Genomic DNA, 24,299 nt, shown 5'->3' with positions numbered 1-24,299 from the left:
GGATGACAAAGGGCAGTTTCCATGAAAATCGCGATGATCGGGACGGGCTATGTGGGCCTCGTGTCTGGGGTGTGTTTTTCCGATTTCGGGCACGAAGTGGTCTGCGTCGACAAAGATCCGCGCAAGATCGAGATGCTCGAAGCGGGGCAAGTGCCGATCTACGAGCCGGGGCTGGATGCCTTGATGGCCAAGAACGTCGAGGCGGGGCGTCTGTCGTTCACCATGGATCTGGCCAGCGCCATTGACGGTGCGCAGGCGGTGTTTATCGCCGTGGGCACGCCGACGCGGCGCGGCGACGGTCACGCCGATCTGACCTACGTGATGGCCGCCGCCGAGGAAATCGCCAAGGCCGCCAGCGACTATCTGGTGATCGTCACCAAATCCACCGTCCCCGTGGGCACCAACCGTCAGGTCAAACAGACCGTGGCCAAGGCGAACCCGTCGCTGGAATTCGACGTGGCGAGCAACCCCGAATTCCTGCGCGAAGGCGCGGCGATCGACGACTTTATGAAGCCCGACCGCGTGGTTGTCGGCGTGCAGAACGATCGCGCCGCGCAGGTCATGGAAGACATCTATCGCCCGCTTTACCTGCGTGATTTCCCGATTGTGACCACCGATCTGGAATCCGCCGAGATGATCAAATACGCCGCGAACGCGTTCCTCGCGACCAAGATCACCTTTATCAACGAGATCGCGGCGCTGTGCGAAAAGGTCGGCGCGGATGTCAAATCCGTCTCCAAGGGGATGGGTATGGACGGGCGCATCGGGAACAAGTTCCTGCACGCCGGTCCCGGCTATGGCGGGTCGTGTTTCCCCAAGGATACCAAGGCTTTGGCCCGCATCGGTCAGGAACACGCCAGCCCCATTTCCATCGTCGAGACGGTCATCAAGGTGAACGAGGACGTCAAGCGCCGGATGATCGACAAGCTGACGGACCTGTGTGACGGCTCTTTCAACGGCAAGACCGTGGCGGTGCTGGGCGTGACCTTTAAGCCCAACACCGACGACATGCGCGACGCGCCGTCCCTGACGATTGTGCCCGCGCTGGTCGGCGGCGGGGCCAAGGTCCGCGTCTGCGATCCGCAGGGCAAGCGCGAGGGCGAGCACTTGCTGCCCGGCGTGTCTTGGGAAGAAGACCCTTACAAGGCGGCGCACAAGGCGGATCTGCTGGTGATCCTGACCGAGTGGAACGAATTCCGCGCGCTCGACCTGAAAAAGATGGCGCGCAAGATGGAAACCCCGCGCATGGCCGACCTGCGCAACGTCTATTCGAAACGCGACGCGCGCCGTGCGGGGTTCGAGGCCTACGACAGCATCGGCCGCGAAGGCTATCTCCGCGACTGACACCAAAACTGGCAAAACTGGCAAACCTGCCACAGGCTGACAGCACAACGCGCCGCCCTCTATCAGGGGCGGCGTTTTTCGTGGTAAGGGGGACTGCGCCCGGGGGGGCACGCTAATTTTCGAGGATGCACATGATCCGTGTCATCGCCATGGCCGCTTTGGCCATGATCGCCCCCATGTCTGACGCCGCTGCCCAAGGGCGCGAAGTGCTCGGCAATGGCCGCATTGTGAACAACGACCTTTATGGCGACGCCAGTGACCGCTGGCAGACGGGCTCTGTGGCGGGCTCTCATGTGGTGGGCTACGGCTGGACCGGGATGCTGCCGGACCGCCCCTTTGATATCTTGGAATATCGCATCGGCGGGCAGGTGGTGACGCCGGCCAACCTGCGCACGCCCGACCCGACCGACCGCCCCTATGCGGGGGTCTGGACGCTGGGCGCGCATACGCATTTCCAGCGCGGCATGGTGGAAATGGCGATGGGCGCCGATCTGGCCATCGTGGGCCAGCAAACCGGCCTGAGCGATCTGCAAACCGCGCTGCACGACGGGCTGGGCGTGACCGCCGCGTCGAAACAAGTGACCGACAATCAGGTGGGCGACGGGTTCTATCCCACGCTGGTGACCGAAGCGGCCACGACCATCCCGCTGGGCGGCCAAGCCGTGGTGCGCCCGTTTGTCGAAGGCCGCTGGGGTCTGGAAACCCTCGCGCGCGTAGGCGCGGATGTGACCATCGGCGGCGTCGGGCAGGGCGAGCTGTTGGTCCGCGATGCCATCACCGGCCAGCGCTACCGCACCGTGACCCAGCCGATCCAAGGCTTCAGCTACGTGCTGGGCGGCGACTTTGCCTATGTGGACAGCTCCGAGCTGTTGCCCGCCAACAAGGTGACCGCCACCGACACGCGCACCCGCCTGCGCGCCGGGGTCCATTGGCAGGGCGAGCGCAACACCGTCTTTTACGGCGTCACCTACCTGTCCAAGGAATTCGAGGCGCAACCCAAGGGGCAGGTTGTCGGCTCGGTGCGGATGAAGCTGGACTTCTGACGCCAATCAGAACCACCTGCGGTTGCAAAACCGCCACAGGGCCAAAACAGGCGTTAACTTTTTCACGCTTAAAAGCATAGCGCCTGTTCACAGTTGCGTTTTCTTTGTTAAGGTACGGTTAATAAATAAAAACAAGGGCAGAGCATACAGGCATGGGAACGGGCTATCGAGGCACGTTCGTCATCTCCTGGGCGCAGACGGACATAGACGGTCTTCAGGCCGCACCCCTGTCTGCACTTAACGTCGGGGCCTCTTGGTCCTGGCGCGGCAAGCCGGTTCGGGTTGACGGTCCGTCGTCGATCCTGCGGCTTGATCAGGCGGATGGCGAAGCCGACATCCGGCGCAGGGCGGCACGTATGGTGCGGCGCTTGGTCGGGGCGGCAGTGACACATAAAACCACTCTTACGGATGTCGAGGTTGAACACCCTCTGGCAGACAGCAGTTTTGTTGTGACCGACGGGTCGCAAAGTTACACGGTGACACTGATCGAAGTCGGGCCGGGGCAACGCCCCCTGCTGATGTTCCTTGACGCGCTTCCGCCGCAGGGCAAGGACCTGTGGGTCGTGCATCACAACCTCGATCCGGTCGCGTCCCCCGCTGCGGGCGAACAGGCCAGCGGCGTCATTTGCTTTACGCCGGGCACGCAGATCCTGACCCCCAGCGGGCAGGTCCGTATCGAAGACCTGCGCGAAGGCGACAAGATCCAGACCAAGGACAACGGTGCGCAGGAAATCCGCTGGATCGGCTCGCGCCGGATGACGGGTGCGCGGCTGTTTGCCATGCCGAAACTGCGCCCGATCCGCATCCGCGCCGGGGCCTTTGGCATCGGAGAGCCGGACGACGAGCTGCTGGTCTCGCCCGAGCATCGCATGGTGGTGCGCGGCGTCGTGGCCCGCGCCTTGTTCAACACCAACGAAGTCTTGGTGGCCGCCCGCGATCTGGTGAACGGGCACTCGGTGATCCTTGATACGCAGGTCAAAGAGGTCACTTACGTGCATATGCTGCTGGAGCGGCACGAGGTTCTGTTCGCGAACGGCGTGGAGACAGAGAGCTTTCACCCGGCGAACACTGCGCTGTCCACCGTCTCCGATGGCGACCGCGCGCGTTTGTTGCAGCAGCTGCCTTATCTGGCGGAAAATCCGCACAGCTACGGCGCCTATGCCCGCCGCAACCTGTCGCAATCCGAAGCGGCGATCCTGCTGCACGAGGCGGCGTAGAAACGCGATGCGGCCCGCGTCAGGGCCGCGTCACTCGCGGATCTCGCCCGGTTTGACGCCCCACAGGCGCGACTTTGGGGCCCAGCCGTCATAGCCGCCGGCCTCGATTTCGCACCATTCCGGCGTGCAGGCGCCCAGCCGCGCGATCACGCCCAGCTCCAGCCGCGCCTGCACCGCGCTGTCCGGGTCGGGGCGGGCATAAAGCGACAGCAAGTCCTGTTCCACGATCACCGTGCGCACGCCCGACAGCAGCGAGTAATGCACCCAGCCGCCCGCGCCATCGCGGTCGCGCACGCGCCGCCAGTGGCCATGTTCTGCGGTAATCTCCAAAGGCATGTCGCGCCGCTTGAACACCCAGTCGATGCGGTGGGTCAGCGACGGGCCACGGCGCACGTTGCCTTCGGACGCTTTCATCGACACGTAGCGCGGCAGCGGCAAATTGGTCACCGGGCCTTTTTCCTGCGCTTTTGCGCCCGTCACAGCGCCCAGCGTCACGGCCAGTGAAAAAGCAAAAGCTTTCCTGATCATCTCGATGTCCTGCCTGATTTTCTCCCGCCGGGTTCTTGTGTCCCGTCCGGTCCTGACGCACTCTAGCGGAAACTGCCCCAAACGGGAAAGACCGGGAGAGCCTTGATGCCATCAAAACGTCTGAGTGTTGTTGTGACGCGACGCCTGCCCGAGCCGGTGGAAACGCGGCTGAAAGAGTTGTTCGACGTGACCTTGCGGGACGAAGACACGCCGATGACCCGCGCCGAACTGGTGGCCGCCGTGCAGGAGTGCGACGTGCTGGTGCCGACGGTGACGGACCCCATCGACGCGGGTCTGATCGGGCAGGCGGGGCCGAACCTCAAGCTGATCGCCAACTTTGGCGCGGGCTTTGACCATATCGACGTGCAGACGGCGCGCTCTCGGGGGATTCTGGTGTCGAACACGCCCGGCGTGGTGACCGAGGACACCGCCGAGATCGTCATGGCCCTGATGCTGGGCGTCACCCGCCGCATCCAAGAGGGCTTGTCGCTGATGCAGAACGGCGAGTGGCAAGGCTACGCGCCCACCGCGCTGCTGGGCACACGTCTGGGCGGCAAGCGGCTGGGCATCTTAGGCATGGGCCGGATCGGTCAGGCGGTGGCGAAACGCGCTGCGGCCTTTGGGATGCAGATCCACTACCACAACCGGCGCCGCCTGCGCCCCGAGGTGGAGGAACCGCTGGACGCCACCTATTGGGACAGCCTTGATCAGATGGTCGCGCGGATGGACATCATCAGCGTCAACTGCCCCTCGACCCCGTCCACCTATCACCTGCTGAATGCGCGCCGCCTGCGGCTGCTCAAGCCCTCGGCGATCATGATCAACACCTCGCGCGGTGAGGTCTTGGACGAGAACGCCCTGACCCGGATGCTGAAAGCCGGGGAACTGGCGGGGGCGGGTCTGGACGTGTATGAGCACGGCATCCAGGGCAACCCCGAGCTGCGCAATATGCCCAACGTGGTGATGCTGCCGCATATGGGCTCTGCCACGCACGAAGGCCGCCTTGAGATGGGCGAAAAGGTCATCATCAACGTGAAAACCTTTGCCGATGGTCACCGTCCGCCGGACCAAGTCGTTCCGGCCATGCTGTGATCCGTGTTCTGACCCTTCTGCTGGGGTTCCAGCTGTTCGGTGAGAGTTTGGCGCGCGGGTTGTCCTTGTCCGTGCCCGGCCCGGTGATCGGGCTGGCGGGGCTGTTCTGCACCTTGCTGGTGTTTCCCCGTCTGGCCGAATTCATGCGCGAGACGGTGACCGGCTTTCTGGCGCATCTGTCGCTGTTGTTCGTGCCGGCGGGTGTGGGCATCGTCGCGCATCTGGATACCTTTGCAAGCTATGGCGCGGGGCTGGCCGTGGCCTTGGTCGGCAGCACGGTTTTGGCGATCTTGGCGGCGGTGGGCGCGTTCCTTTTGGTGGCGCGGCTGACGGGGGCGGGCGATGACTGAGGCCGTTGCCCTGTGGTCGTACCTCGCGCAAGAGCCTTTGCTCTGGTTGACGCTGACGTTGGCGGCCTATGTGATCGCCGACCGTCTGGCCGAGGCTTTGGGGCGTCATCCGGTGGCGAACCCGGTGCTGATCTCGGTGATCTTGCTGGCGGTGATCCTGAAGGTGACCGCTACGCCCTATGCCATCTATTTCGAAGGCGCGCAGTTCGTGCATTTCATGCTGGGTCCGGCGACGGTGGGGCTTGCCCTGCCGTTGTATTTCAACCTCGCCCGCGTGCGGCAGAGCCTGTTGCCGATGCTGGCCGCTTTGCTGGCCGGGTCGCTGGTGGCGATCCTGTCGGCCTTGGGGATTGCCTGGGCCTTGGGCGTGCGGGGGCAGGCGTTGCTGTCTTTGGCCCCCAAGTCCGCGACGGCGCCTGTGGCCTTGGGCGTGTCCGAAGCCATTGGCGGGCAGCCGACCCTGACCGCGGTCTTGGTGATCCTGACGGGAATCACGGGGGCGATCGTGGCGACGCCGATGCTGAACCTGCTGGGGGTGACCGACTGGCGGGCGCGCGGCTTTGCCGTGGGGGTGGCGGCGCATGGCATCGGCACCGCCCATGCCTTTCGCGTGCACGAGACGGCGGGCGCGTTTTCCGGCATCGGGATGGGGCTGAACGCGGTGCTGACGGCGGTGCTTGCGCCCTTGGTTGTCGGGCTTTTGTTCTAAGGGTCGCATGGACTCTGGGGGCTGGGGCGCTTTAAAGGGCGGTAACCGGATACCTGTAGGAGAGTTCCCATGACGCAGTGCGCGCTGTGCAAGGCCGAAGACGCCACCCCCTTTGCCGTGGCCCCCAAGGACGATGAGGTCGCCCTGTGCGCGGTGTGCCGCGAGGGGGCCGAGGCTGGCCCCACCGATGGCCCGCACTGGCAGTGCCTGAACGAAGCGATCTGGTCGACCGTGCCTGCGGAAAAGGTTTTGGCCTGGCGGTTGCTCAAGGGGCTGAACGTGGCCTGGGCCAATGACGTGCTGGAGATGGCCTATCTGGAGCCGGAAGAGCAGGAATGGGCCGAGGCCGGGATGCCTTCGGGTGATGAGATCGTCCACCGCGACGTGAACGGCACGGTGTTGCAGAACGGCGATACGGTGACGTTGATCAAGGCTTTGCCGGTAAAAGGCGCCGGGTTCACGGCCAAGCAGGGGACGGCGGTGCGCAAGATTTCCCTGGAGCCGGACAATGCCGAGCATATCTCTGGCCGGGTCGAAGGGCAGCGGATCGTGATCCTGACGAAGTTTGTGAAGAAGAGTTAAGTAGAAAAAAGGGGGGGGCGCTGCCTTCTCGCCAGAGGCGAGACATCTGAAAAGGGAGGGGGCTCTGCCCCCGCCGCAGAGCGGCTCCCCCGGGATATTTTTAAAGAAAAGAAGCCGCGAGCGGCGCCTTTGAGATGGAAAACGCCCGGTCCTTGGAAGGGGCCGGGCGTTTTGGTGTTTTACATTTCTTTGTAGCTGATTTCGCGTTTGTCGGCGCCGGGGCCGACCTTGGCGCGGCGGACGGCGAGGCGGTTGAGCGCCTGGATATAGGCCAGCGCCGAGGCGACCACGGTGTCGGTGTGGGCCGACTGGCCGGTGGCGATCATGCCGTCCTCTTCGAGGCGGACCGAGACGGTGGCCTGCGCGTCGGTGCCTGCGGTGACGGCGTTCACTTGGTACAGTTGCAGGCGCGCCTTGTTCGGGTGCAGCACGCGGATCGCCTTGAAGGTGGCGTCCACGGGGCCGTCGCCTTCGGAGGTGGCTTGCTGGTCTTTGCCGTCGATTTCCAGCTCGATCTCGGCCTCGGCGGGGACGGTGCCGCAGGTCACGCGCAGGTTGACCAGTTGGATGGCGTCCGCGCCTTCGGTGGTGGCAGAGACCAGCGCGAGGATGTCGTCGTCGAAGACCTCTTTCTTGCGGTCGGCGAGATCCTTGAAGCGGACAAAGATGTCCTTGAGCTGGTTGTCGCCCACCTCGGTGCCGAGGTCCTTGAGCTTGGCGCGCAGGGCGGCGCGGCCCGAGTGTTTGCCCAAGGGCAGCGAGGTGCCAGCAAGGCCGACGTCCTCGGGGCGCATGATTTCAAAGGTTTCGGCGTTTTTCAGCATCCCGTCCTGGTGGATGCCGGATTCGTGGGCAAAGGCGTTCTTGCCGACGATGGCCTTGTTCGGCTGGACCTGAAAGCCCGACACGGTCGCGACGCGGCGCGAGATGTGCATGATCTTGCGGGTGTCGATGCCGGTGTCGAAGGGCATGATGTCGTGGCGGACCTTCATGGCCATCACGACCTCTTCGAGGGCAGTGTTGCCCGCGCGTTCGCCAAGGCCGTTGATGGTGCATTCGATCTGGCGTGCGCCTGCCTCGACCGCGGCGAGCGAGTTGGCCGTCGCCATGCCAAGGTCGTTGTGGCAGTGCGTGGCAAAGACCACCTCATCGGCGCCCGGAACGGTTTCGATCAGGCGGCGGATCAGGTCGGCGCTTTCGCGCGGGGCGGTGTAGCCGACGGTGTCGGGGATGTTGATCGTGGTCGCGCCGGCCTTGATGGCGATTTCGATCACGCGGCAGAGGTAGTCCCACTCGGTGCGCGTCGCATCCATTGGCGACCACTGGACGTTGTCGGTCAGGTTGCGCGCGTGGGTCACGGTGTCGTGGATACGCTCGGCCATTTCGTCCATGGACAGGTTGGGAATGGCGCGGTGCAACGGCGAGGTGCCGATAAAGGTGTGGATGCGCGGTTGGGCGGCGTGCTTGATCGCCTCCATGCAGCGGTCGATGTCGGGAAATTGCGCACGGGCGAGGCCGCAGATCACCGCGTTCTTGGACCGCTGGGCGATCTCGGAGACAGCGCGAAAGTCGCCCTCGGAGGCGATGGGAAAGCCCGCTTCGATGATGTCGACGCCCATATCGTCCAGCAGCTCGGCGATTTCGAGCTTTTCGTCATGGGTCATGGTGGCGCCGGGCGACTGTTCGCCATCGCGCAAAGTGGTGTCAAAGATCAAGACGCGGTTGCTGTCGGTCATCGGGTCGGTCCTTTGGAAAAAGCGGTGTGGGGGATGGCCCCCGGAAAGTCGGTGGTCACGGATTTGGCGGCTTGGTAGCGCATCGCAAGGCGGGCTTCCAGCGCCACGGCGCGCGGCGGCGCGTTTGCCAGCGAAAACGCAAAGACTGCGGGTGTCATGGGGTGTCCTAACTCAAAAACTGCGGGTGATCTGGCGCGATCGCAACTCCTCTGAGCACACGCGCCAGAACAGGACGCGCTCAGAGGCGAGTTAGGCGTAGGGTCAGGCCAAGCGCAACGGACGCCGAAAGGCGCGCATCGTCAGCGATATGTTGGCTCATGGACATGGGCGTCACTATACGCAGGATTCGGTAAATGAAAACCCACCTTTATCAGAGTTTTTTCGCCGCTCTGCGCCGTCAGGGATTTGCCGCCGCGCGCGCTTTGGGGCATATTGCGGGCGGGCAAGTACAGGGCAGTGTGATGATCCAAAAGTGGCTATGCGCGGCGGCGCTGGCGCTGGTGTCCGTTCCGGCGTGCGCCGAACGGGACGCGGCAAAGGTTTACGTCTTTGGCAATTCCTTGGTGCACCATCTCAGCGAAGAGACGGACCACACCAATGTGCCACATTGGATGAACCAGATGGCGCGCAGCGCGGGCAAGACCCTTGGGCTGGATGGCCAGTGGGGGTTCTTGCGCAACTTTGTGGACGGGTTGCCGCCTTCGGCCAACTGGGGCTTTGAGGGCATTCGCGGGGTCTGGGGGCCGGGGCAGGGCGCCTTTGGCGATGGCGGCTTTGACGCGGTGGTGATCACGCCGGGGAATTTCATCCAGTACCAGCTGCCCGACGTGCCCTATGATGGCGACAACCCCACGGGCGAGAGCCCGCTTGGCGCGATGACCCGTCTGGTGGATTGGCTGGCCGAGGAAAGCCCGGACTCGCAGGTTTACCTCTACGAAGGCTGGGCCGCGATGGATGGGATTTCCGCCGAATTCCCGCCCTCGCCAGAGGCGCTGGCCCGCTATCACCTGTACAACACCGGGGACTATCACCTGTGGTTCGAGGATGTGATCGACCGGCTGGACACCACGCGCCCCGAGGTCGGCGTGCAGCTGATCCCGGTGGCGTCGATCCTGTCGGGGCTGATGTCCCCTGGTGGGGTGCTGGACGGGATGCCCGCAGAGGCGCTTTATGTCGATAACTCCCCCCACGGGACGCCGACGCTGTATCTGCTGGCGGCGATGGTGACCTATGCGGCGATCTTTGATGCTCCGCCGCCCGAGGGGTTCGAGCCGCCGATCACCCTGCACCCTGACGTGGTTGCCAAGTACCCGCAGATTGCCCAAGCCATCTGGGAAGCCATGCCTGAGGTCAAAGCGCTAAAGGCCGCCAAGGCCGCCGGGCCAGAGGCCATCGCCGCCGAAGTGGCCGAAGTCGACGATCTGCCCCAGCGCCAGCCCGTCGCCCTGCCGCCGCGCGGGGTGCGCCCCGATGGCATTCCCGCGCTTGGGATGGGGCTGAACGGCATTTCCGACTGGTCGACGCAGCATCCCTTTATCGACATCTTCAAGACGTCTCGGCCTTGGGTCGGCCACCTGCCGGGGCAATGGGGCGGCTTTACCACCGAACAACTCTACGCCGGGGGGCACCTGTCCGAAAACGGCTGGCCCCTGTCCATCCCCGAAGGGGTCGAGTCGCTGGAGGCGGTGTTGCTCACCGGCCAGCCCGCCGGGTCCGACTCGCTGCGCGGGCAATACGTGCTGCGCTACGAGGGCAAGGGCAAGATCCGCCTCGAAGGGCGTGCCAAGCGGGTGCGCTACACCGAAGGAGAGATCGGCTTTTTCTACGAACCCGGCGGCGAAGAGGGGCTGGTCGGCGTCAAGCTGACCGAGATCGACGCCGCCGAGCCAATCCGCAACATCACCATCGTGCGCGAGGATTTGCTTCCGTTCCATGAGGCCGGCGCGCTGTTCAACCCCGATTGGATCGAGGTCATTCAGGACGTGCGCTCTGTGCGGTTCATGGATTGGATGCTGACCAACGGCTCGCCCATCACCACATGGGACGAACGCCCGCGCCTAGAGGACGCCACTTGGGTGCAATGGGGTGTCCCCCCCGAGGTGATGATTCGCCTCGCCAACACCATCGGCGCGGACCCGTGGTTCAACATGCCCCACATGGCCGATGACGATTACATCCGCCAGTTCGCCCAACTGGTAAAAACGGGCCTCGACCCGCGCCTGCGCGCCTATGTGGAATACTCGAACGAGGTGTGGAACCGCATCTTTCCGCAGGCCGCATGGGCCGAGGCGCAGGCCGACGCGCTCTGGGGCAGCTCGCAGACCGGCTGGATGCAGTTCTACGGGATGCGCGCCGCGCAGGTCATGGACATCTGGACAGAGGTCTACGGCACGGACACAGATCGGCTGATCCGCGTTGTCGCCACCCATTCCGGCTGGCCGGGGCTAGAGGAAAGCATCCTGATGTCGCCTCTGGGCTATCTGCGCCTTGGCCGCTCTCCCAAGGACAGCTTTGATGCCTACGCGGTGACCGGCTATTTCGGCTATGAAATGGGCGGCGATGACATGGCCGCGCGGATGAACGACTGGCTCGACCGTTCCGAAGCCCTGGCCGTTGAGGCGGGCGAGGCGCAGGGGCTTAAACGGGTCGCCCTGCGCGAGTTCGTCAAGGAAACGCGGTTCGAAGCGGCCATCGCTCCGGTGACCCTTGCGCTCGAAGAAGGCTCGCTCCGGCAGTTGACCCAAGAGGTGTTCCCCTATCACGCGGCGGTTGCGCGGCGGCACGGGCTGGACCTCGTGATGTACGAAGGCGGCACGCATGTGTCGGGCCACGGCGCGCAGGTGGACGACGAACGGCTGTCGGACTTCTTTACCCAGTTCAACTACACGCCGGAAATGGCCAAGCTGTATGAGCTGCTGCTGGCGGGCTGGACGCAGGCAGGCGGCACGCTGTTCAACGCCTTCGTGGACGTGGCCCCGGCGACGAAATGGGGCTCGTGGGGCGCGAAACGCTATCTCGAAGACCAGAACCCCCGCTGGGACATGCTGATGGCGTTCAACGCCTCTGGCCCGAATGGCTGGGAAGACCGCGACCCTGCGGCCTTTGACAACGGCATCACGCGCGTGGCGGGGCGGGGCAACCAGCGCCTGCAAGGCACCAGCGCCGAAGACGTGCTGATCGGCGGGTCGGGCAACGACACGCTGGTGTCCTCGGGCGGCGGCGACATCCTGTCGGGTGGCGAAGGCCGCGACCGCGCGGTGCTGCCCCTTTCGCGCACGGCCTACGCCTTTGGCCGCGAAGAGGGCCGCCTGATCGCCCAAGGCCCAGACGGCACGGTGGTGATGACCGACATCGAAGAGCTGGTCTTTGGCGATGCCTTGCAGACTGTGGTGGCGGCTGGGGGGCTGTGAGGGGGGCTTTGGGGGCGAAGGGAGCAACGTCCGGAAGCAGCTCCGGTTTTCCGGTGCTATAGGGAAGTTTAAAATTGGATCAGAGAATTTGTAAACACGCGCCAAAGCCTCTCAATAGGCATTCAATCAAAGCGGCCAATAATTACTTTAAATCACCTAAAACATGATAGTTCACTTCGATAAATTTGAAACTTGGGAGGCCTCTTTCAGCGACCTTGTGGTTCGTCTGTTGGGGGAGGAGGTCACGCAAAATCTAGCATCATCCAAATTCGAGTATATAGACGATGCGGGCGATTTCTTAGTTCGCCACTCGGATATCGAGAGCGTTTCAACCGAAATTCATAGCTGGATTTTGGCACATGAGTTTTGCTCGTTCCACGGGACTAGATTGTTGCCCGAGGAAATTTTCTCTGTGCAAAATACGGGGCTCCACCCATTAGTAGCGAGTGACCGAGAACAGCGTCTCAGAAGAATTCTAGCGCACCATCCAAGATGGAATTCCATTCAGCATATGCTCCTTGAAGTTCTCGATGACGTCGGTCCGAAAGAAAAGCAAGGCAGAAGGCAAGGGCAAGTCCATTCTAGCCTGTCCAGATCAGGCCTCGTGAATGGTTTTGACCACTATTTGACTCACGGGTCTGAGTTCGATCAGCACGTAGTGCGCCGGTTGTTTGATGATCAATCGGGGTTAGAATTGCTCAGTTCGCAGACTGTTCCTGTCCTTGTTCATGTTCACTTCAGTGGCGAACAGCTCATTCAAGGAGCTCATCCGTTCTTCGGTTATTTGGACGTTGTTGGTATGGGGGAAATCCCTGGCATCGCTCGGACCTTTCTTGATGCTTGGGCATTCAAGATAGCAAATCCGAAATTTGACTTGGAAAAATTGCGAACTGACTGCTGTCTGATGGAGCGTTTCGCGACACAGCCGGAGCGAATACTCGAAATCGAAAAGCTTGGCGATATAAACGCGCAATAAGTGGCGAACCGAAAGCCATATTGGTTTTCTGTTTCGAGTAACAGGAAAGCTAGCGGAAACGTCCCAAGGTTCTATTAGTCAGCCTTGCCAACCGGCCCCGTCCAATAACCCCCTACCCCCGCAGCCGCTGGATCTCACTCACCAGCGTTTCGGCCCCCAGACTGGCGCGGAAGTGCTCTTCGATGTGGGCGCGGCCCGCGGCGGACAGGCGCAGCAGGGCGTCGGGGTCATTCGCCAACGTCCGGATCGTGCGCGCCAACATGCCGGGATTGCGCGGTTCCACCAGATAGCCGGTCGAGCCGTCCTGGATCAGCTCGCGCACCCCGCCCGCATCGGTGCCAATCGTCGGCACGCCCATGCTCATGGCTTCCATATAGGCGACGCCCAGCGGTTCGTGCCACGAGGCCAGCGCAAAGATATGCGCCTCTTGCAGCTTTTGCCGCACAGCGCCCGCGTCAATCGCCCCCAGCAGCTTGACGTGATCCTGCAAGCGCAGCTTTTTCAGGTGCTCTTCCAGTTCCTTGCGATAGCCGGTGCCGCCGTCGTCGTCTTCGCCCGCGATCTCGACCCGCACGTCGACGCCTTGGTCGATCAGCTGGCGGGTGGCGGACATGAGGTCTTGGTGACCTTTGACGATGTTCAGGCGTCCGCAGGCAAAGACCTTGATCGGGCGGCCTTTTTCGGGGGCCTCATAGGGTTTGTCGCGGCGCATCACCTCGGTATCGACGCCCATGGGGCGGATCAGCAGACGGTCAGGCAGCGAGCCCGCCAGTTCTTGGTGAATCTCATCCAGGATTTTCTGCGTGATGATCGTCGCGAACGACGCGTTTGCCCATTTGAACCGCTGGCCGGGGCCGTAATCGGACAAAGGCCCGTGCAGCGTCATGGAATAGCGCGGCCCGCCCATCTTATGCGCAAAGGCGGCGATTAGGGCCGACCGACCGCAGGAATGCGCGTGGATATGGTCCAGCTTGAGGCGCTTGGCGTGGCGGCGCAGCTTTTCGGCGGCGGCCAGCGTCAGCAGCGCATCCTTGGTAAAGCCCACGCCTTCGCGCAGCATCCACCCCGGCAGGCCCTGCGGCGTCAACCGCGCCAAGGCAATACCCGCATGCAACGGATCAATCGTACCGAGGTAGGTCGTGGATCGCATCGCCGCCTTGGACCAGCTGTGCGCGATCAGCCCGGCGGGCGGCTTGCGGGTGGAAAACACGTGTACGGAATGGCCCATCGCTTCCAGCGCCTGAATCTCGCGCCAGAAGAAAATATGCGTCTGTCCCGGAAACTGCGGAACGATATATCCGATACGCAAGGGTTGCGACACGTAGGAACACCCAGGTTGGAAATTGGCAGCCCTGCCCGAGCAGTGGGCAGTTGTCGTGGAATACTCTTAGGGTTTCCCTTGTTTGGCCACAGTTAACCTAGATATTTGAGGGCGTAAGAGGCTGGATTTTCCCAATGTGTGGCCTCATGGGTACGGGTATGACGATTGACAGGCAGACGGGGCCGCTGGCCGTGTCGGTGATCCTTCCGGCGAATAACGAGGTGGCGCTGATTGGCGACTGCCTTTTGGCGTTGTTGGCGTCCGATCCGGTGCCGGGCGGCGTGCAGGTGGTCGTGGTGGCCAACGGGTGCAGCGATGACACGGCCCTTGTGGCGCGCGCGTTTGCCGCGCAATTCACGTCACGTGAATGGGAGCTGGTGGTTTTGGACTTGGCGGAGGGCGGCAAGCCCGGTGCGTTGAACGCCGGCGACGCTGCGGCGACGGGCCGGGTGCGGGTGTATCTCGACGCCGATGTGACCGTCGCGCCGGGGCTGCTGGCGCAGCTTTTGCAGGTCTTGGACGTGGCTCAGCCGCGCTATGCCAGCGGCACTTTGGTGATCACCGCCAAGGGCTGGGTCAGTCGCGCCTACGCCCGCATCTGGCGGCAAGTTCCCTTTATGCGTCAAGGGGTTCCGGGCTGCGGGGTCTTTGCTATGAACGCCGCAGGGCGCGCTCGCTGGGGGGATTTCCCGCCGATCATCTCGGACGATACCTTTGCTCGGTTGCAGTTCGCGCCTGTCGAACGGGTCTCGGTCTCTGCACCCTACGACTGGCCCATCGCCGAGGGGCTGCGTGCCCTGATCAAGGTGCGCCGTCGCCAAGACGCCGGGGTCGATGAGATCGCGCACCTCTACCCCGACTTGCCCAAAAACGACGACAAGGCACCCTTTCCCGTGTCCGAGAAACTCTCCCTCGCAATCCGCGACCCGCTGGGGTTCGCCATCTACACCGGCGTTGCGATTGCCTCCAAACTCACCCGCCACAAGGCCCAAGGCTGGAGCCGCAGCCGATGAGCGCGCTGGCGAGGTTCCAAGGCAGCGGCCTTGGCGCGCGGGTGCTGCGCTCTTCGGTGCTGACCGTCGGGGGCTTTGGCTTTGGGCAGGTGGTGCGGCTGGCGTCGAACCTGATCCTCACGCGCCTGCTCTTCCCCGAAGCCTTTGGCCTGATGGCCTTGGTGCAGGTTTTCCTCATGGGGCTGGGGCAGTTTTCGGACGTGGGCGTGACCCCCGCGATCCTGCAAAGCAAGCGCGGCGATGACCGCGATTTCCTGAACACCGCTTACACGATCCAAGTGCTGCGCGGGGCGGGCTTGTGGCTGGTGGCTTGTGCCTTGGCGTGGCCGATGGCGTGGCTCTATGACCAGCCAGAGCTGTTGTGGATGCTGCCCGTGTCCGCGCTGACGCTGCTGATCACCGGCTTTCGTCCGACGCGCATGGTGACCGCCAACCGGCACCTGATGCTGGGGCGCGTGACGCTGCTGGACATGGGCACCCAAGCCATCGGCGTGCTGATCGCCATCGCGCTGGCGTGGTGGACGGGATCGGTCTGGGCGCTGGTGATTTCCGGCGTGCTGGGCGCACTGGCCGAAGTCTGGCTGAACGATCGCTACCTACCGGGGGAGCGCAACCGTTTTCGCTGGGAAAAGGCGGCGGCGACCGAGCTGATCGGCTTTGGCAAATGGGTGTTTCTGGCGACGGTCTGCGGGTTCTTTTTCACCCAGGCGGACAAGATCCTGATCGGCAAATTCGCCCCTCTGGACCTGTTCGGGGTCTACAACATCGGCTTTTTCTGGGCGTCCTTCCCGATGATGCTGGGCAGCATGGTGACGCAGAAAATCCTGATCCCGATCTACCGCGAAACGCCCCCCACCCAGAGCCCCGAGAACTTCGCCAAACTGCGCAAGATGCGCTTTGCGGTGACGGCTTTGCTGATGGGGTTCGTGGGGGCTTTTGCCTTGCTCGGCGTGTGGCTGGTGGGCGCGCTGTACGACGACCGCTATGCCATGGCGGGGGCGGTGGCGGTGGTGCTGGCCTGCGCGCAGATGCCCATGCTGATCGTCATGACCTACGACCAGGCGGCGCTGGCCGCAGGCGATTCGCGCCGGTTCTTTGTGCTGGCGCTGGTGCGTGCGGTGCTGATGTTTGCCTGCATTTACATCGGTTGGATGAGCGGCGGCTTGATGGGTGCGTTGATCGGGCAGGGGGCGGCCTTTGCGCTTGCCTATCCCGTGGTGGTCTGGCTGGCGCGGCGCATGGGCGCTTGGGATCCGCTGCACGACGCGGTTTTCGCGCTGATCGGCGCGGGGCTGGCCGCGATTGCCCTTTGGATGAACTCTTTGGCAATTGTGGCGTTGGCCGGGGCGGGCGGCGGCCTGTAACTGTTTCCAGAATCGGCATAATTCTGGTATTCACTGCGATTGTGCATAGATACCAAAAGATGACCGCCAAAACCCCTTTTGAAAACGGCAATTTCGAGGGTGAAAACCTAAAAATCGCCGTATTTTGTCCCGATTCCCTACTTAGGGTCGGACACGTCACATGTGGCGGGGTATTGGATCATGAGTAACGACGCACAGAACTTTGGCGAAAATGACATCGCCATTGTCGGGATGGCTGCGCATCTGCCGGGGGCGGGTGACATCGGCACCTATTGGCGCAACCTGCGCGATGGGGTGTCCTCGATCCGCCGCCTGACCGAAGAAGAGCTGCGCGCCGCTGGCGAAGACCCCGGCCTGATGCGCCACCGCGATTATGTGCCCTTCGCCGCGCCCCTGGACGATTTTGAGCTGTTCGACGCCGAGTTCTTTGGGTTTTCCCCCAAGGAAGCGGCCATCATGGACCCGCAGCACCGCCAGTTTCTTGAAACCGCTTGGGAAGCTTTGGAAACGGCAGGCCATGTGCCCGAGAATTTCCCCGGTCAGGTGGGTGTCTTCGCGGGCTGCGGCATGGGCAGCTATTTCTATTTCAACGTCTGCTCGAACCCCGATCTGGTGGAAAACACCGGCATGTTCCTGTTGCGCCACACGGGCAACGACAAGGATTTCATGACCACGCGCCTGTCCCATGTGCTGGACCTCAAGGGGCCGTCGATCAACCTGCAAACCGCCTGTTCCACGTCGCTGGTGGCGACGCATTACGCGGTGCAGGCGCTGTTGAACGGCGAGTGTGACATGGCCATCGCGGGCGGCGTCACCATCGAGCTGCCGCACAATCGCGGCTATCTCTACAAAGAGAACGAGATCCTCTCGCCCGACGGCGCTTGCCACGCCTTTGACCACCGCGCGCAGGGGACGGTGTTCGGCTCTGGCGCGGGGGCCGTGGTGTTGCGCCGCGCGCAGGACGCTGCCGAGGACGGCGACCACATCTGGGCGATCATCAAGGGCAGCGCGGTCAACAACGACGGCGCGCAAAAGGCCGGGTATCTGGCTCCGTCGGTCGAGGGCCAAGCCATCGCCATCGCCGAAGCCCAAGCCATCGCGGGCGTGACCAGCGACACGGTGGATTACGTGGAATGCCACGGCACCGGCACCTATCTGGGCGACCCGATCGAGGTGGCCGCGCTGACCCAAGCCTTCCGCGAGACGTCGGACGCCGTGGGCCATTGCCGCATCGGCTCGGTCAAGACCAACATCGGGCATCTGGACACCGCTGCGGGGGTGGCTTCGCTCATCAAGGCGACCATGGCCCTGCATGAAAAGCAGATGCCGCCGAGCCTTGGGTTCGAAGCCCCGAACCCCGCCATTGATTTCGACAGCTCGCCCTTCCGGGTGAACGACCGGCTGACCGACTGGCCGCGCGCTGGGCATCCGCGCCGCGCCGGGGTGAACTCGCTCGGCGTCGGCGGCACCAACGCGCATGTGGTGCTGGAAGAAGCGCCAGAGCGCGCCGCCTCTGACGCCAGCGATTTTCCGTTCCAGATCCTGACGGTCTCTGCCCGGTCCAAGGCCGCGCTTGACGACAACGCCGCGCGGCTGGCGCAGCACTTGCAGGCCCACCCCGAGCAGGACTTGGCCGACGTGGCCTGGACGCTCAAGGAAGGCCGCCGCGCCTTTGAAAAGCGCCGCGTTGTGGTGGCCGAAACCCACGCCGAGGCCGCCCGCCTGCTGACCGAGGACAACCCCCGCCGGGTCCACACGCATACGGCTCTGGACCGCCCCGAGGTGGTGTTCATGTTCCCCGGCGGCGGCGCGCAATACGCCGGGATGGCCCGCGACCTGTACGAGACAGAGCCGGTCTTTGCCGAGTGGATGGATCGGGGCCTCGACCACCTTGCGACCATGTCCACGGTGGACATGCGTGCGCTCTGGCTGCCCGAAGGCGACACCTCTGCCGCCGATGAGGCGCTCAAACAGCCCAGCCTTCAGCTGCCGCTGATCATGATCACCGAATACGCGCTGGCGCAGCTGTGGATGAGCTGGGGCATTCAGCCGACCGCGCTGACCGGGCATTCCATGGGCGAAAACACCGCCGCTTGCCTCGCGGGCGTCATGTCCTTTGAGGCGTGCATCGGCCTTGTCCACCTGCGCGGCACGCTGTTCGACACAGTCCCGGCGGGCGGGATGCTGTCGGTGTCGCTGCCTGCTGACAAGCTGCGCCCCTACCTTGGCGATACGCTGGACCTTGGCGCGGAAAACGCGCCCGAGCTGTCGGTTGCCTCTGGGCCTCAGGCCGCCTTGGACGATCTGGAACGCCGTCTGCGCGCCGATGACATCGACTGTCAGCGCATCGCCATCGACATTGCCGCGCATAGCCGGATGCTGGACCCGATCCTTGACAAGTTCCGCGCCTATCTGGCGGCGATCAAGCTCAGCGCCCCGACGCTGCCGCTGACCTCGAACCGCACCGGCGCGCTGATGACCGCCGAACAGGCCACCAGCCCCGATTACTGGGTCGAGCATCTGCGCGGCACGGTGTTCTTTGCCAATTGCGTTGGGGCCCTCGCCGCGCCGAGCCGGATTTTCCTTGAGGTCGGTCCGGGCAAGGCGCTGTCCTCGCTCGCCCGCCAGCACGCGCAGGTCGAGGCGAACCAAGTCCTGTCGTCCCTGCGCCACCCCGATGACGCCATCCCCGACGACAAGCACATGTTCGAAGTGCTGGGTCGCCTCTGGGCCTTGGGCGCCCAGATCGACTGGGACCAGATCTGGGGTGAGGCGCGCCGCGTGCGGGTGCCTCTGCCCACCTACGCCTTCCAGCGCGCGCCGTATTTCATCGAGCCGGGCAAAGCGAGCAACGACAGCGCGCCGCAGTTCTTGATGCGCACCGATGACGTGGGCGCTTGGGGGTACAAACCCGTCTGGCGGCCACGCTCGGCGCTGACCGAGGTGGACGTGGCCAACCTGCATGATGCTGTGCCGCAGACCTGGCTGATGTTCATGGACGACGCGGGGCTGGCGCGTGCTGCGTCCCAGCGTCTGACCGCCGCAGGCCATACGGTGATCGAGGTCCGCAGCGGCGACACCTTTGCCCGCACCTCTGAGCTGTCTTACGTGCTTGCGCCGGAACGGGGCCGCGAAGGCTACGACCTGCTGCTGGGTGATCTGGCGGCCCAAGGCATCATCCCAGAACGCATCGCGCATTTCTGGATGGTGACGCGGGACGAAACGCACCGTCCCGGCTCTTCGTTCTTTCACCGCGTGCAGGAACAGGGGTTCTATTCGCTGCTGTTCCTTGCCCAAGCTTTGGCCGAGGACGGCACCGCCAAGCCGCATCTTACGGTGCTGACCAACGGCGCGGCCAAGCTGCGCGACGAAGCGCTTCCCTATCCCGCCAAGGCGACCATCGCTGGCCCCGCCCGCGTGATCCCGCGCGAATTGCCGGGGGTGACGGTGTCGACGCTGGACGTGCAACTGCCCGAAGCGCCTGACGCGCCCTTCTGGGGGCGTGGGCGTGCCGAGGCCGCGCATCAGGCCGCGATGGACGCTCTGACCGCGCGCATCCTCGAAGACCTCATGGCCGAGCCTGCCAATCTGGTGGCCGCCCTGCGCGGGGATCGCCGCTTTGAATGCGCGATGAAGCCTGTGGCCCTGCCGGAACCGCAAGTTCGCCCCGGCGCGGGCACCTACCTGATTACCGGGGGTTTCGGCGGCATCGGCCTAAGCCTCGCGCGGGATTTCGCCACCCACGGCGCCAAGCTGGCGCTGCTGTCGCGCCACGCCCTGCCGGAGCGTGAGACGTGGGATGTGTATCTCACCCGTCACGCCCCGCAGGACCGCATGGCGCGCCGGATCCGTGCCGTGCAAGAGCTGGAATCCCTCGGGGCTGAGGTGCGCGTCATTGCCGCCGATGTCTGCAATAAGACCCAGATGTTGGCCGCGCGCGCCGCGGTTGAGGCCCAGTTCGGCCCGATCACGGGCGTCATTCACGGCGCGGGTGTCATCGCCGACGCGCCCTTGCTGACGAAAACCCCCGCCACGGTCGAGGACGTCTTTACCCCGAAAATCCACGGCACCGAGGTGCTGGGCGACGTCTTCCCCGATGGCTCGGTGGACTGGATTGCGCTGTTCAGTTCCTCGTCCACGGTCACCGCGCCTGCGGGGCAGGTGGATTACGTCGCCGCCAACGAGTTCCTCAACGCCTTTGCCCGCGCCCGCAGCGGTCAGACGCAGGTGGTCGCCATCAACTGGGGCATCTGGTCCGAGGTCGGCATGGCCGCCGAGGCCGTCGCTGCCCGCACCGGCGATCTGCCCGACGCGCCTGTGGTGCCGGTGGATCTGCCCTTGCTGGACGAAGCGAGCTTTGACGGGCAAGGCACCCGTGTGTTCCACGCGCGCTACAGCACCGACGACTGGTTCATCGACGAACACCGCACCCGCGCGGGCGATGCCTTGTTGCCCGGCACCGGGTATCTGACGCTGGCCGCCCACGCCCTGCGCGCCCACCACGAAGAGGGCGCGTTTGAACTGCGCGACCTGACCTTCCTGCGGCCCCTGCGCGTGACCCAAGGCGCGGCGCGCGATGTGCGGGTCCGGCTGGCGCGTACGGCGGACGGCTACGGCTTTGACGTGCTGGCTGACGCCACGCTGAACGGGCGCAAGGGCCATGCCCTGACCGCCCAGGGCGCGCTGTCGCTGATGCCCTTGCACCGGCCCGAGGCGCTGGACCTAAGCGCCATCCGCGCCCGCTGCGGTGCGCCGGTTGGCGGCGCGGGCAAGCTGACCGCCGCCCAAGAGGTCTTGCTCGATTTCGGCCCGCGCTGGAAGGTGCTCGACACCCGCGCGCTGGGGCAGGGCGAAGGCATCGCGGACCTGTCCTTGCCATCCGAGGCGCAGGGCGACGGCTGCCTGCTGCACCCGGCCTTGATGGATATTGCCACCGGCTGGGCGATGGAGCTGATTGACGGCTATCAGCCGACCCACCTGTGGGTGCCGGTGCGCTATGCCCGCGTGCGGGTGCATGGCGCGCTGCCTACCCGCGTCGTGTCTTGGGTGCGCAACGCCGCCGACAACCGCGCCAGCGGCGAAACCGCCAGCTTTGACGTGACGATCTGCGCGCCGGATGGCACGGTCCTGGTCGAGGTGACGGGCTTTACCATCCGCAAGCTGCCCTCGTTGGATGTGCTGGGGGCCACCCCGCGCCTGACCGCCGCCGAGATCGAATTCGACGACACGCCCAGCAGCGCCCAGCCGCTGTCCCCCGCCGAGGAACGCCTTGCGCACAACCTGTCCCAAGGCATCCGCCCCGCCGAAGGGGTCGACGCCTTTGCTCGCGCGCTGGCCTTGGGTGTGCCGCAGGTGGTTGTCTCTTCGATGGACCTTGACGCGCTGACCCGGCAGACCGCCGCGAGCACCGCCGAAGCTGGCCCGTCCCAGACCTTTGACCGCCCGCAGCTGGACAGCGATTACACCCCTCCCGAGGGCGCGATCGAAACCGCGCTGGCGGGCATGTGGCAAGACCTGCTCGGCGTGCAGAACGTCGGGGCCGAGGACAGTTTCTTTGACCTTGGCGGGCACAGCCTGATCGCCGTGCGCCTGTTCTCGACCATCAAGAAGGCGTTCCGCGTGGATTTCCCGATCTCGGTGCTGTTTGAGGCCCCGACGATCCGCAAGATCGCCGCCCTCATCGCCGAGCAGACCGGCCACGTCGAGGACGGCGCCGAGGCCCCCAAAGCCCCCGAGCGTCGGTTCAAACACCTCGTCCCCATGCACGACGGCGAAGGCGGGCCGAAGACGCCCTTCTTCCTCGTGGCGGGGATGTTCGGCAACGTGTTGAACCTGCGGCATCTGGCGCATCTGCTGGGCGCGGACCGGCCCTTCTACGGCTTGCAGGCCCGTGGCCTCTATGGCGGCGAAGCCCCGCACGACACGATCCAGGACGCCGCCCGCGACTACATCGCCGAGATGCGTCAGGTGCAGCCCCATGGCCCCTACATGCTGGGCGGGTTCTCGGGGGGCGGAATCACCGCCTATGAGATCGCGCACCAGCTAGAGACGATGGGCGAGGAGGTCTCGCTTGTGGTCATGCTCGACACGCCTTTGCCCACGCGTCGCCCGCTGTCGGGCAAGGACCGCGCCATCATCCAATGGCATCAGGCCCGCGAAAAAGGCCCGCTGTATCCGTTCATCTGGGCGCGCAACCGCATCGCGTGGGAGCTGGCGAAACGCCGCGAGACGGGTGAAACCGACACGCAAACCGCCTTTCACAACGCCGAAATCGAGGCGGCCTTTTACCGCGCCATCGGCAGCTATCAGGTCCGCCCGTGGGATGGCCGTCTGGTGCTGTACCGCCCGCCCTTGGTGGGCAAATGGCGGGTGTCCGGCGGCAATCTGGTGAACAGCGAACGCACCTACGTGACCCATGACAATGACTGGAGCCTTTATGCCCCGCAAGTTGAGGTCCACGAAGTGCCGGGAGACCACGATTCGATGGTTCTGGAGCCCAACGTGCGCGTGCTCGCCAGCCTGATGCGCGACGCGATCCAAGGGGCCGAGAGCGCCAGCCTTGGCAGTCAGGTCGTGGACTTCCCGACCCAAGCGGCGGAGTAAACCATGCCCAAGCTGCTTGTCGTATCGCTGAACTACAAGACCCCCGAGATGACGTTGAAATCCGTCCGCGCCGCGCTGACGGCTCTGCAAGGCATGGACGCCGATCTGGTGGTGGTCGACAACGACTCCGGCGATGGCTCCTTTGAGCAGATCTCGCAGGTGGTCGCCGACGAAGGCCTGCCCGTGCGGGTGATCCAATCGGGCCATAACGGCGGCTTCGGCGCGGGCAACAACGTGGGCATTCAGGCCGGGATGGCCGATGGCGCGCGCCCCGACTACGTCTATATCCTGAACTCCGATGCCTTTCCCGCGCCGGATGCGATCCGCCTGCTGGCGGACCATCTGGACACCCACCCAGAGGCGGGCTTTGTCGGCAGCTATATCCATGGCCCTGAAGGTGAGCCGCACGTGACCGCCTTCCGCTTTCCGTCGGTCTGGTCCGAACTCGAAGGCTCGGCGCGCTTTGGCCCGATCTCGCGCGCGCTGGGCGAATGGGTTGTCCCGCTTGGCGTGCCGGAGCAGACGCAAAAGGTCGACTGGCTGGCCGGGGCGTCGCTGATGATGCGCATGGATGTGCTGGATCAGATCGGCCTCTTTGACGAGACGTTCTTCCTCTATTTCGAGGAAACCGACCTGTGTCTGCGCGCCGCCCGCGCGGGGTTTGAAACCCATTACGTGCGCGAAAGCCACGTGGCGCATATCGGGTCGGTGTCCACGGGGATGAAGCGCTGGACCCGCATTCCCGCCTTCTGGCTGGACAGCCGGTGGCACTATTTTTCCAAGAATTACGGGCGCGCCTATGCCGCCATGGCCACCTTGGCCCATGGTTTGGGCGGCGCTCTGTGGCGGCTGCGCATGGTGGTGCAGCGTAAAACTCCGGCGGACCCTCCGCATTTTCTGCGCGATCTGCTGGTTCATGACTTCAAGGCGGTGATGCGCCCCTTGCCGGGAAAGCGGCAGGCGGTGCGGGGGATGCGCCCTCGGACCGCCCTTGAGGCAAGCGTGGAGTGA

At 64.4% G+C, this 24,299-nt stretch carries 17 protein-coding genes; 13 read left to right on the top strand and 4 right to left on the bottom strand.

Going from position 1 to position 24,299, the window contains the following annotated elements:
• Positions 1–21 precede the first annotated feature (21 nt).
• The 3 genes from B9A11_RS08530 (at position 22) to B9A11_RS08520 (ending at position 3,604) form a co-directional block, all read left to right on the top strand.
• Positions 22–1,344 carry a UDP-glucose dehydrogenase family protein gene (locus B9A11_RS08530; RefSeq protein ID WP_058247975.1) on the top strand — a complete coding sequence of 441 codons (1,323 nt, stop codon included), beginning with the start codon at positions 22–24 and terminating at the stop codon, positions 1,342–1,344.
• A gap of 131 nt (positions 1,345–1,475) precedes the next feature.
• A complete protein-coding gene (locus B9A11_RS08525; RefSeq protein ID WP_058247974.1) occupies positions 1,476–2,387 on the top strand; it encodes a lipid A-modifier LpxR family protein in 912 nt (303 codons plus the stop codon).
• A gap of 152 nt (positions 2,388–2,539) precedes the next feature.
• Positions 2,540–3,604, top strand: coding sequence for a Hint domain-containing protein (locus B9A11_RS08520; RefSeq protein WP_058247973.1), 1,065 nt, complete (start codon positions 2,540–2,542; stop codon positions 3,602–3,604).
• 30 nt (positions 3,605–3,634) lie between these two features.
• Here B9A11_RS08520 and B9A11_RS08515 read toward each other — a convergent pair whose 3' ends face one another.
• The gene (locus B9A11_RS08515) at positions 3,635–4,132 is read right to left on the bottom strand and encodes an SH3 domain-containing protein (protein WP_083499867.1); all 498 of its coding nucleotides are present in this window, start codon (positions 4,130–4,132) and stop codon (positions 3,635–3,637) included.
• A 105-nt stretch (positions 4,133–4,237) separates the two neighbouring features.
• On the opposite strand from B9A11_RS08515, the gene B9A11_RS08510 reads away from it, so the two are divergent.
• The 4 genes from B9A11_RS08510 to B9A11_RS08495 all read left to right on the top strand — a co-directional run bounded on the left by B9A11_RS08510 (position 4,238) and on the right by B9A11_RS08495 (position 6,865).
• On the top strand, positions 4,238–5,224 hold the full coding sequence (locus B9A11_RS08510) for a 2-hydroxyacid dehydrogenase (protein WP_058247972.1): 987 nt from the start codon (positions 4,238–4,240) through the stop codon (positions 5,222–5,224).
• Entirely contained in the window at positions 5,221–5,574 is a 354-nt protein-coding gene (locus tag B9A11_RS08505; RefSeq protein WP_058247971.1) for a CidA/LrgA family protein, read from the top strand. The genes B9A11_RS08510 and B9A11_RS08505 overlap by 4 nt, the downstream gene beginning before the upstream one ends.
• Complete coding sequence (locus B9A11_RS08500; protein WP_058247970.1) at positions 5,567–6,283, top strand: LrgB family protein; 717 nt, start codon at positions 5,567–5,569, stop codon at positions 6,281–6,283. The genes B9A11_RS08505 and B9A11_RS08500 overlap by 8 nt, the downstream gene beginning before the upstream one ends.
• Positions 6,284–6,352: 69 nt before the next feature.
• On the top strand, positions 6,353–6,865 hold the full coding sequence (locus B9A11_RS08495; protein WP_058247969.1) for an alkylphosphonate utilization protein: 513 nt from the start codon (positions 6,353–6,355) through the stop codon (positions 6,863–6,865).
• A gap of 179 nt (positions 6,866–7,044) precedes the next feature.
• Here B9A11_RS08495 and B9A11_RS08490 read toward each other — a convergent pair whose 3' ends face one another.
• Positions 7,045–8,601 carry a 2-isopropylmalate synthase gene (locus tag B9A11_RS08490; RefSeq protein ID WP_058247968.1) on the bottom strand — a complete coding sequence of 519 codons (1,557 nt, stop codon included), beginning with the start codon at positions 8,599–8,601 and terminating at the stop codon, positions 7,045–7,047.
• Positions 8,598–8,759, bottom strand: a complete 162-nt coding sequence (locus tag B9A11_RS21375) for a hypothetical protein (RefSeq protein ID WP_159452484.1) — start codon at positions 8,757–8,759, stop codon at positions 8,598–8,600. The genes B9A11_RS08490 and B9A11_RS21375 overlap by 4 nt, the downstream gene beginning before the upstream one ends.
• 195 nt (positions 8,760–8,954) lie before the next feature.
• Between B9A11_RS21375 and B9A11_RS08485 the strand changes: the two genes are divergently transcribed.
• Both B9A11_RS08485 and B9A11_RS08480 read left to right on the top strand, forming a co-directional pair.
• Positions 8,955–12,011, top strand: a complete 3,057-nt coding sequence (locus B9A11_RS08485; protein WP_306345505.1) for a calcium-binding protein — start codon at positions 8,955–8,957, stop codon at positions 12,009–12,011.
• A gap of 163 nt (positions 12,012–12,174) precedes the next feature.
• Entirely contained in the window at positions 12,175–12,987 is an 813-nt protein-coding gene (locus B9A11_RS08480) for a hypothetical protein (RefSeq protein ID WP_058247967.1), read from the top strand.
• A gap of 112 nt (positions 12,988–13,099) precedes the next feature.
• Here B9A11_RS08480 and epsE read toward each other — a convergent pair whose 3' ends face one another.
• Complete coding sequence (gene epsE / locus B9A11_RS08475; protein ID WP_234988777.1) at positions 13,100–14,308, bottom strand: exopolysaccharide biosynthesis GT4 family glycosyltransferase EpsE; 1,209 nt, start codon at positions 14,306–14,308, stop codon at positions 13,100–13,102.
• A 158-nt stretch (positions 14,309–14,466) separates the two neighbouring features.
• Here epsE and B9A11_RS08470 point away from each other — a divergent pair, with 158 nt between their 5' ends.
• The 4 genes from B9A11_RS08470 to B9A11_RS08455 all read left to right on the top strand — a co-directional run bounded on the left by B9A11_RS08470 (position 14,467) and on the right by B9A11_RS08455 (position 24,299).
• The gene (locus tag B9A11_RS08470; protein WP_058247966.1) at positions 14,467–15,321 is read left to right on the top strand and encodes a glycosyltransferase; all 855 of its coding nucleotides are present in this window, start codon (positions 14,467–14,469) and stop codon (positions 15,319–15,321) included.
• Positions 15,318–16,685 (top strand): oligosaccharide flippase family protein, encoded by a 1,368-nt coding sequence (locus B9A11_RS08465; RefSeq protein WP_058247965.1) that lies wholly within the window; start codon positions 15,318–15,320, stop codon positions 16,683–16,685. Before B9A11_RS08470 ends, B9A11_RS08465 begins: the two co-directional genes overlap by 4 nt.
• Before the next feature lie 180 nt (positions 16,686–16,865).
• On the top strand, positions 16,866–23,288 hold the full coding sequence (locus B9A11_RS08460) for a type I polyketide synthase (protein WP_058247964.1): 6,423 nt from the start codon (positions 16,866–16,868) through the stop codon (positions 23,286–23,288).
• A gap of 3 nt (positions 23,289–23,291) precedes the next feature.
• Positions 23,292–24,299, top strand: coding sequence for a glycosyltransferase family 2 protein (locus B9A11_RS08455; RefSeq protein ID WP_058247963.1), 1,008 nt, complete (start codon positions 23,292–23,294; stop codon positions 24,297–24,299).

This window comes from Tropicibacter naphthalenivorans (assembly GCF_900176475.1).
Lineage (GTDB): Bacteria > Pseudomonadota > Alphaproteobacteria > Rhodobacterales > Rhodobacteraceae > Tropicibacter > Tropicibacter naphthalenivorans.
The sequence above is the reverse complement of the archived record's forward strand: the minus strand, read 5'-3'. Positions and strand labels throughout refer to the sequence as shown.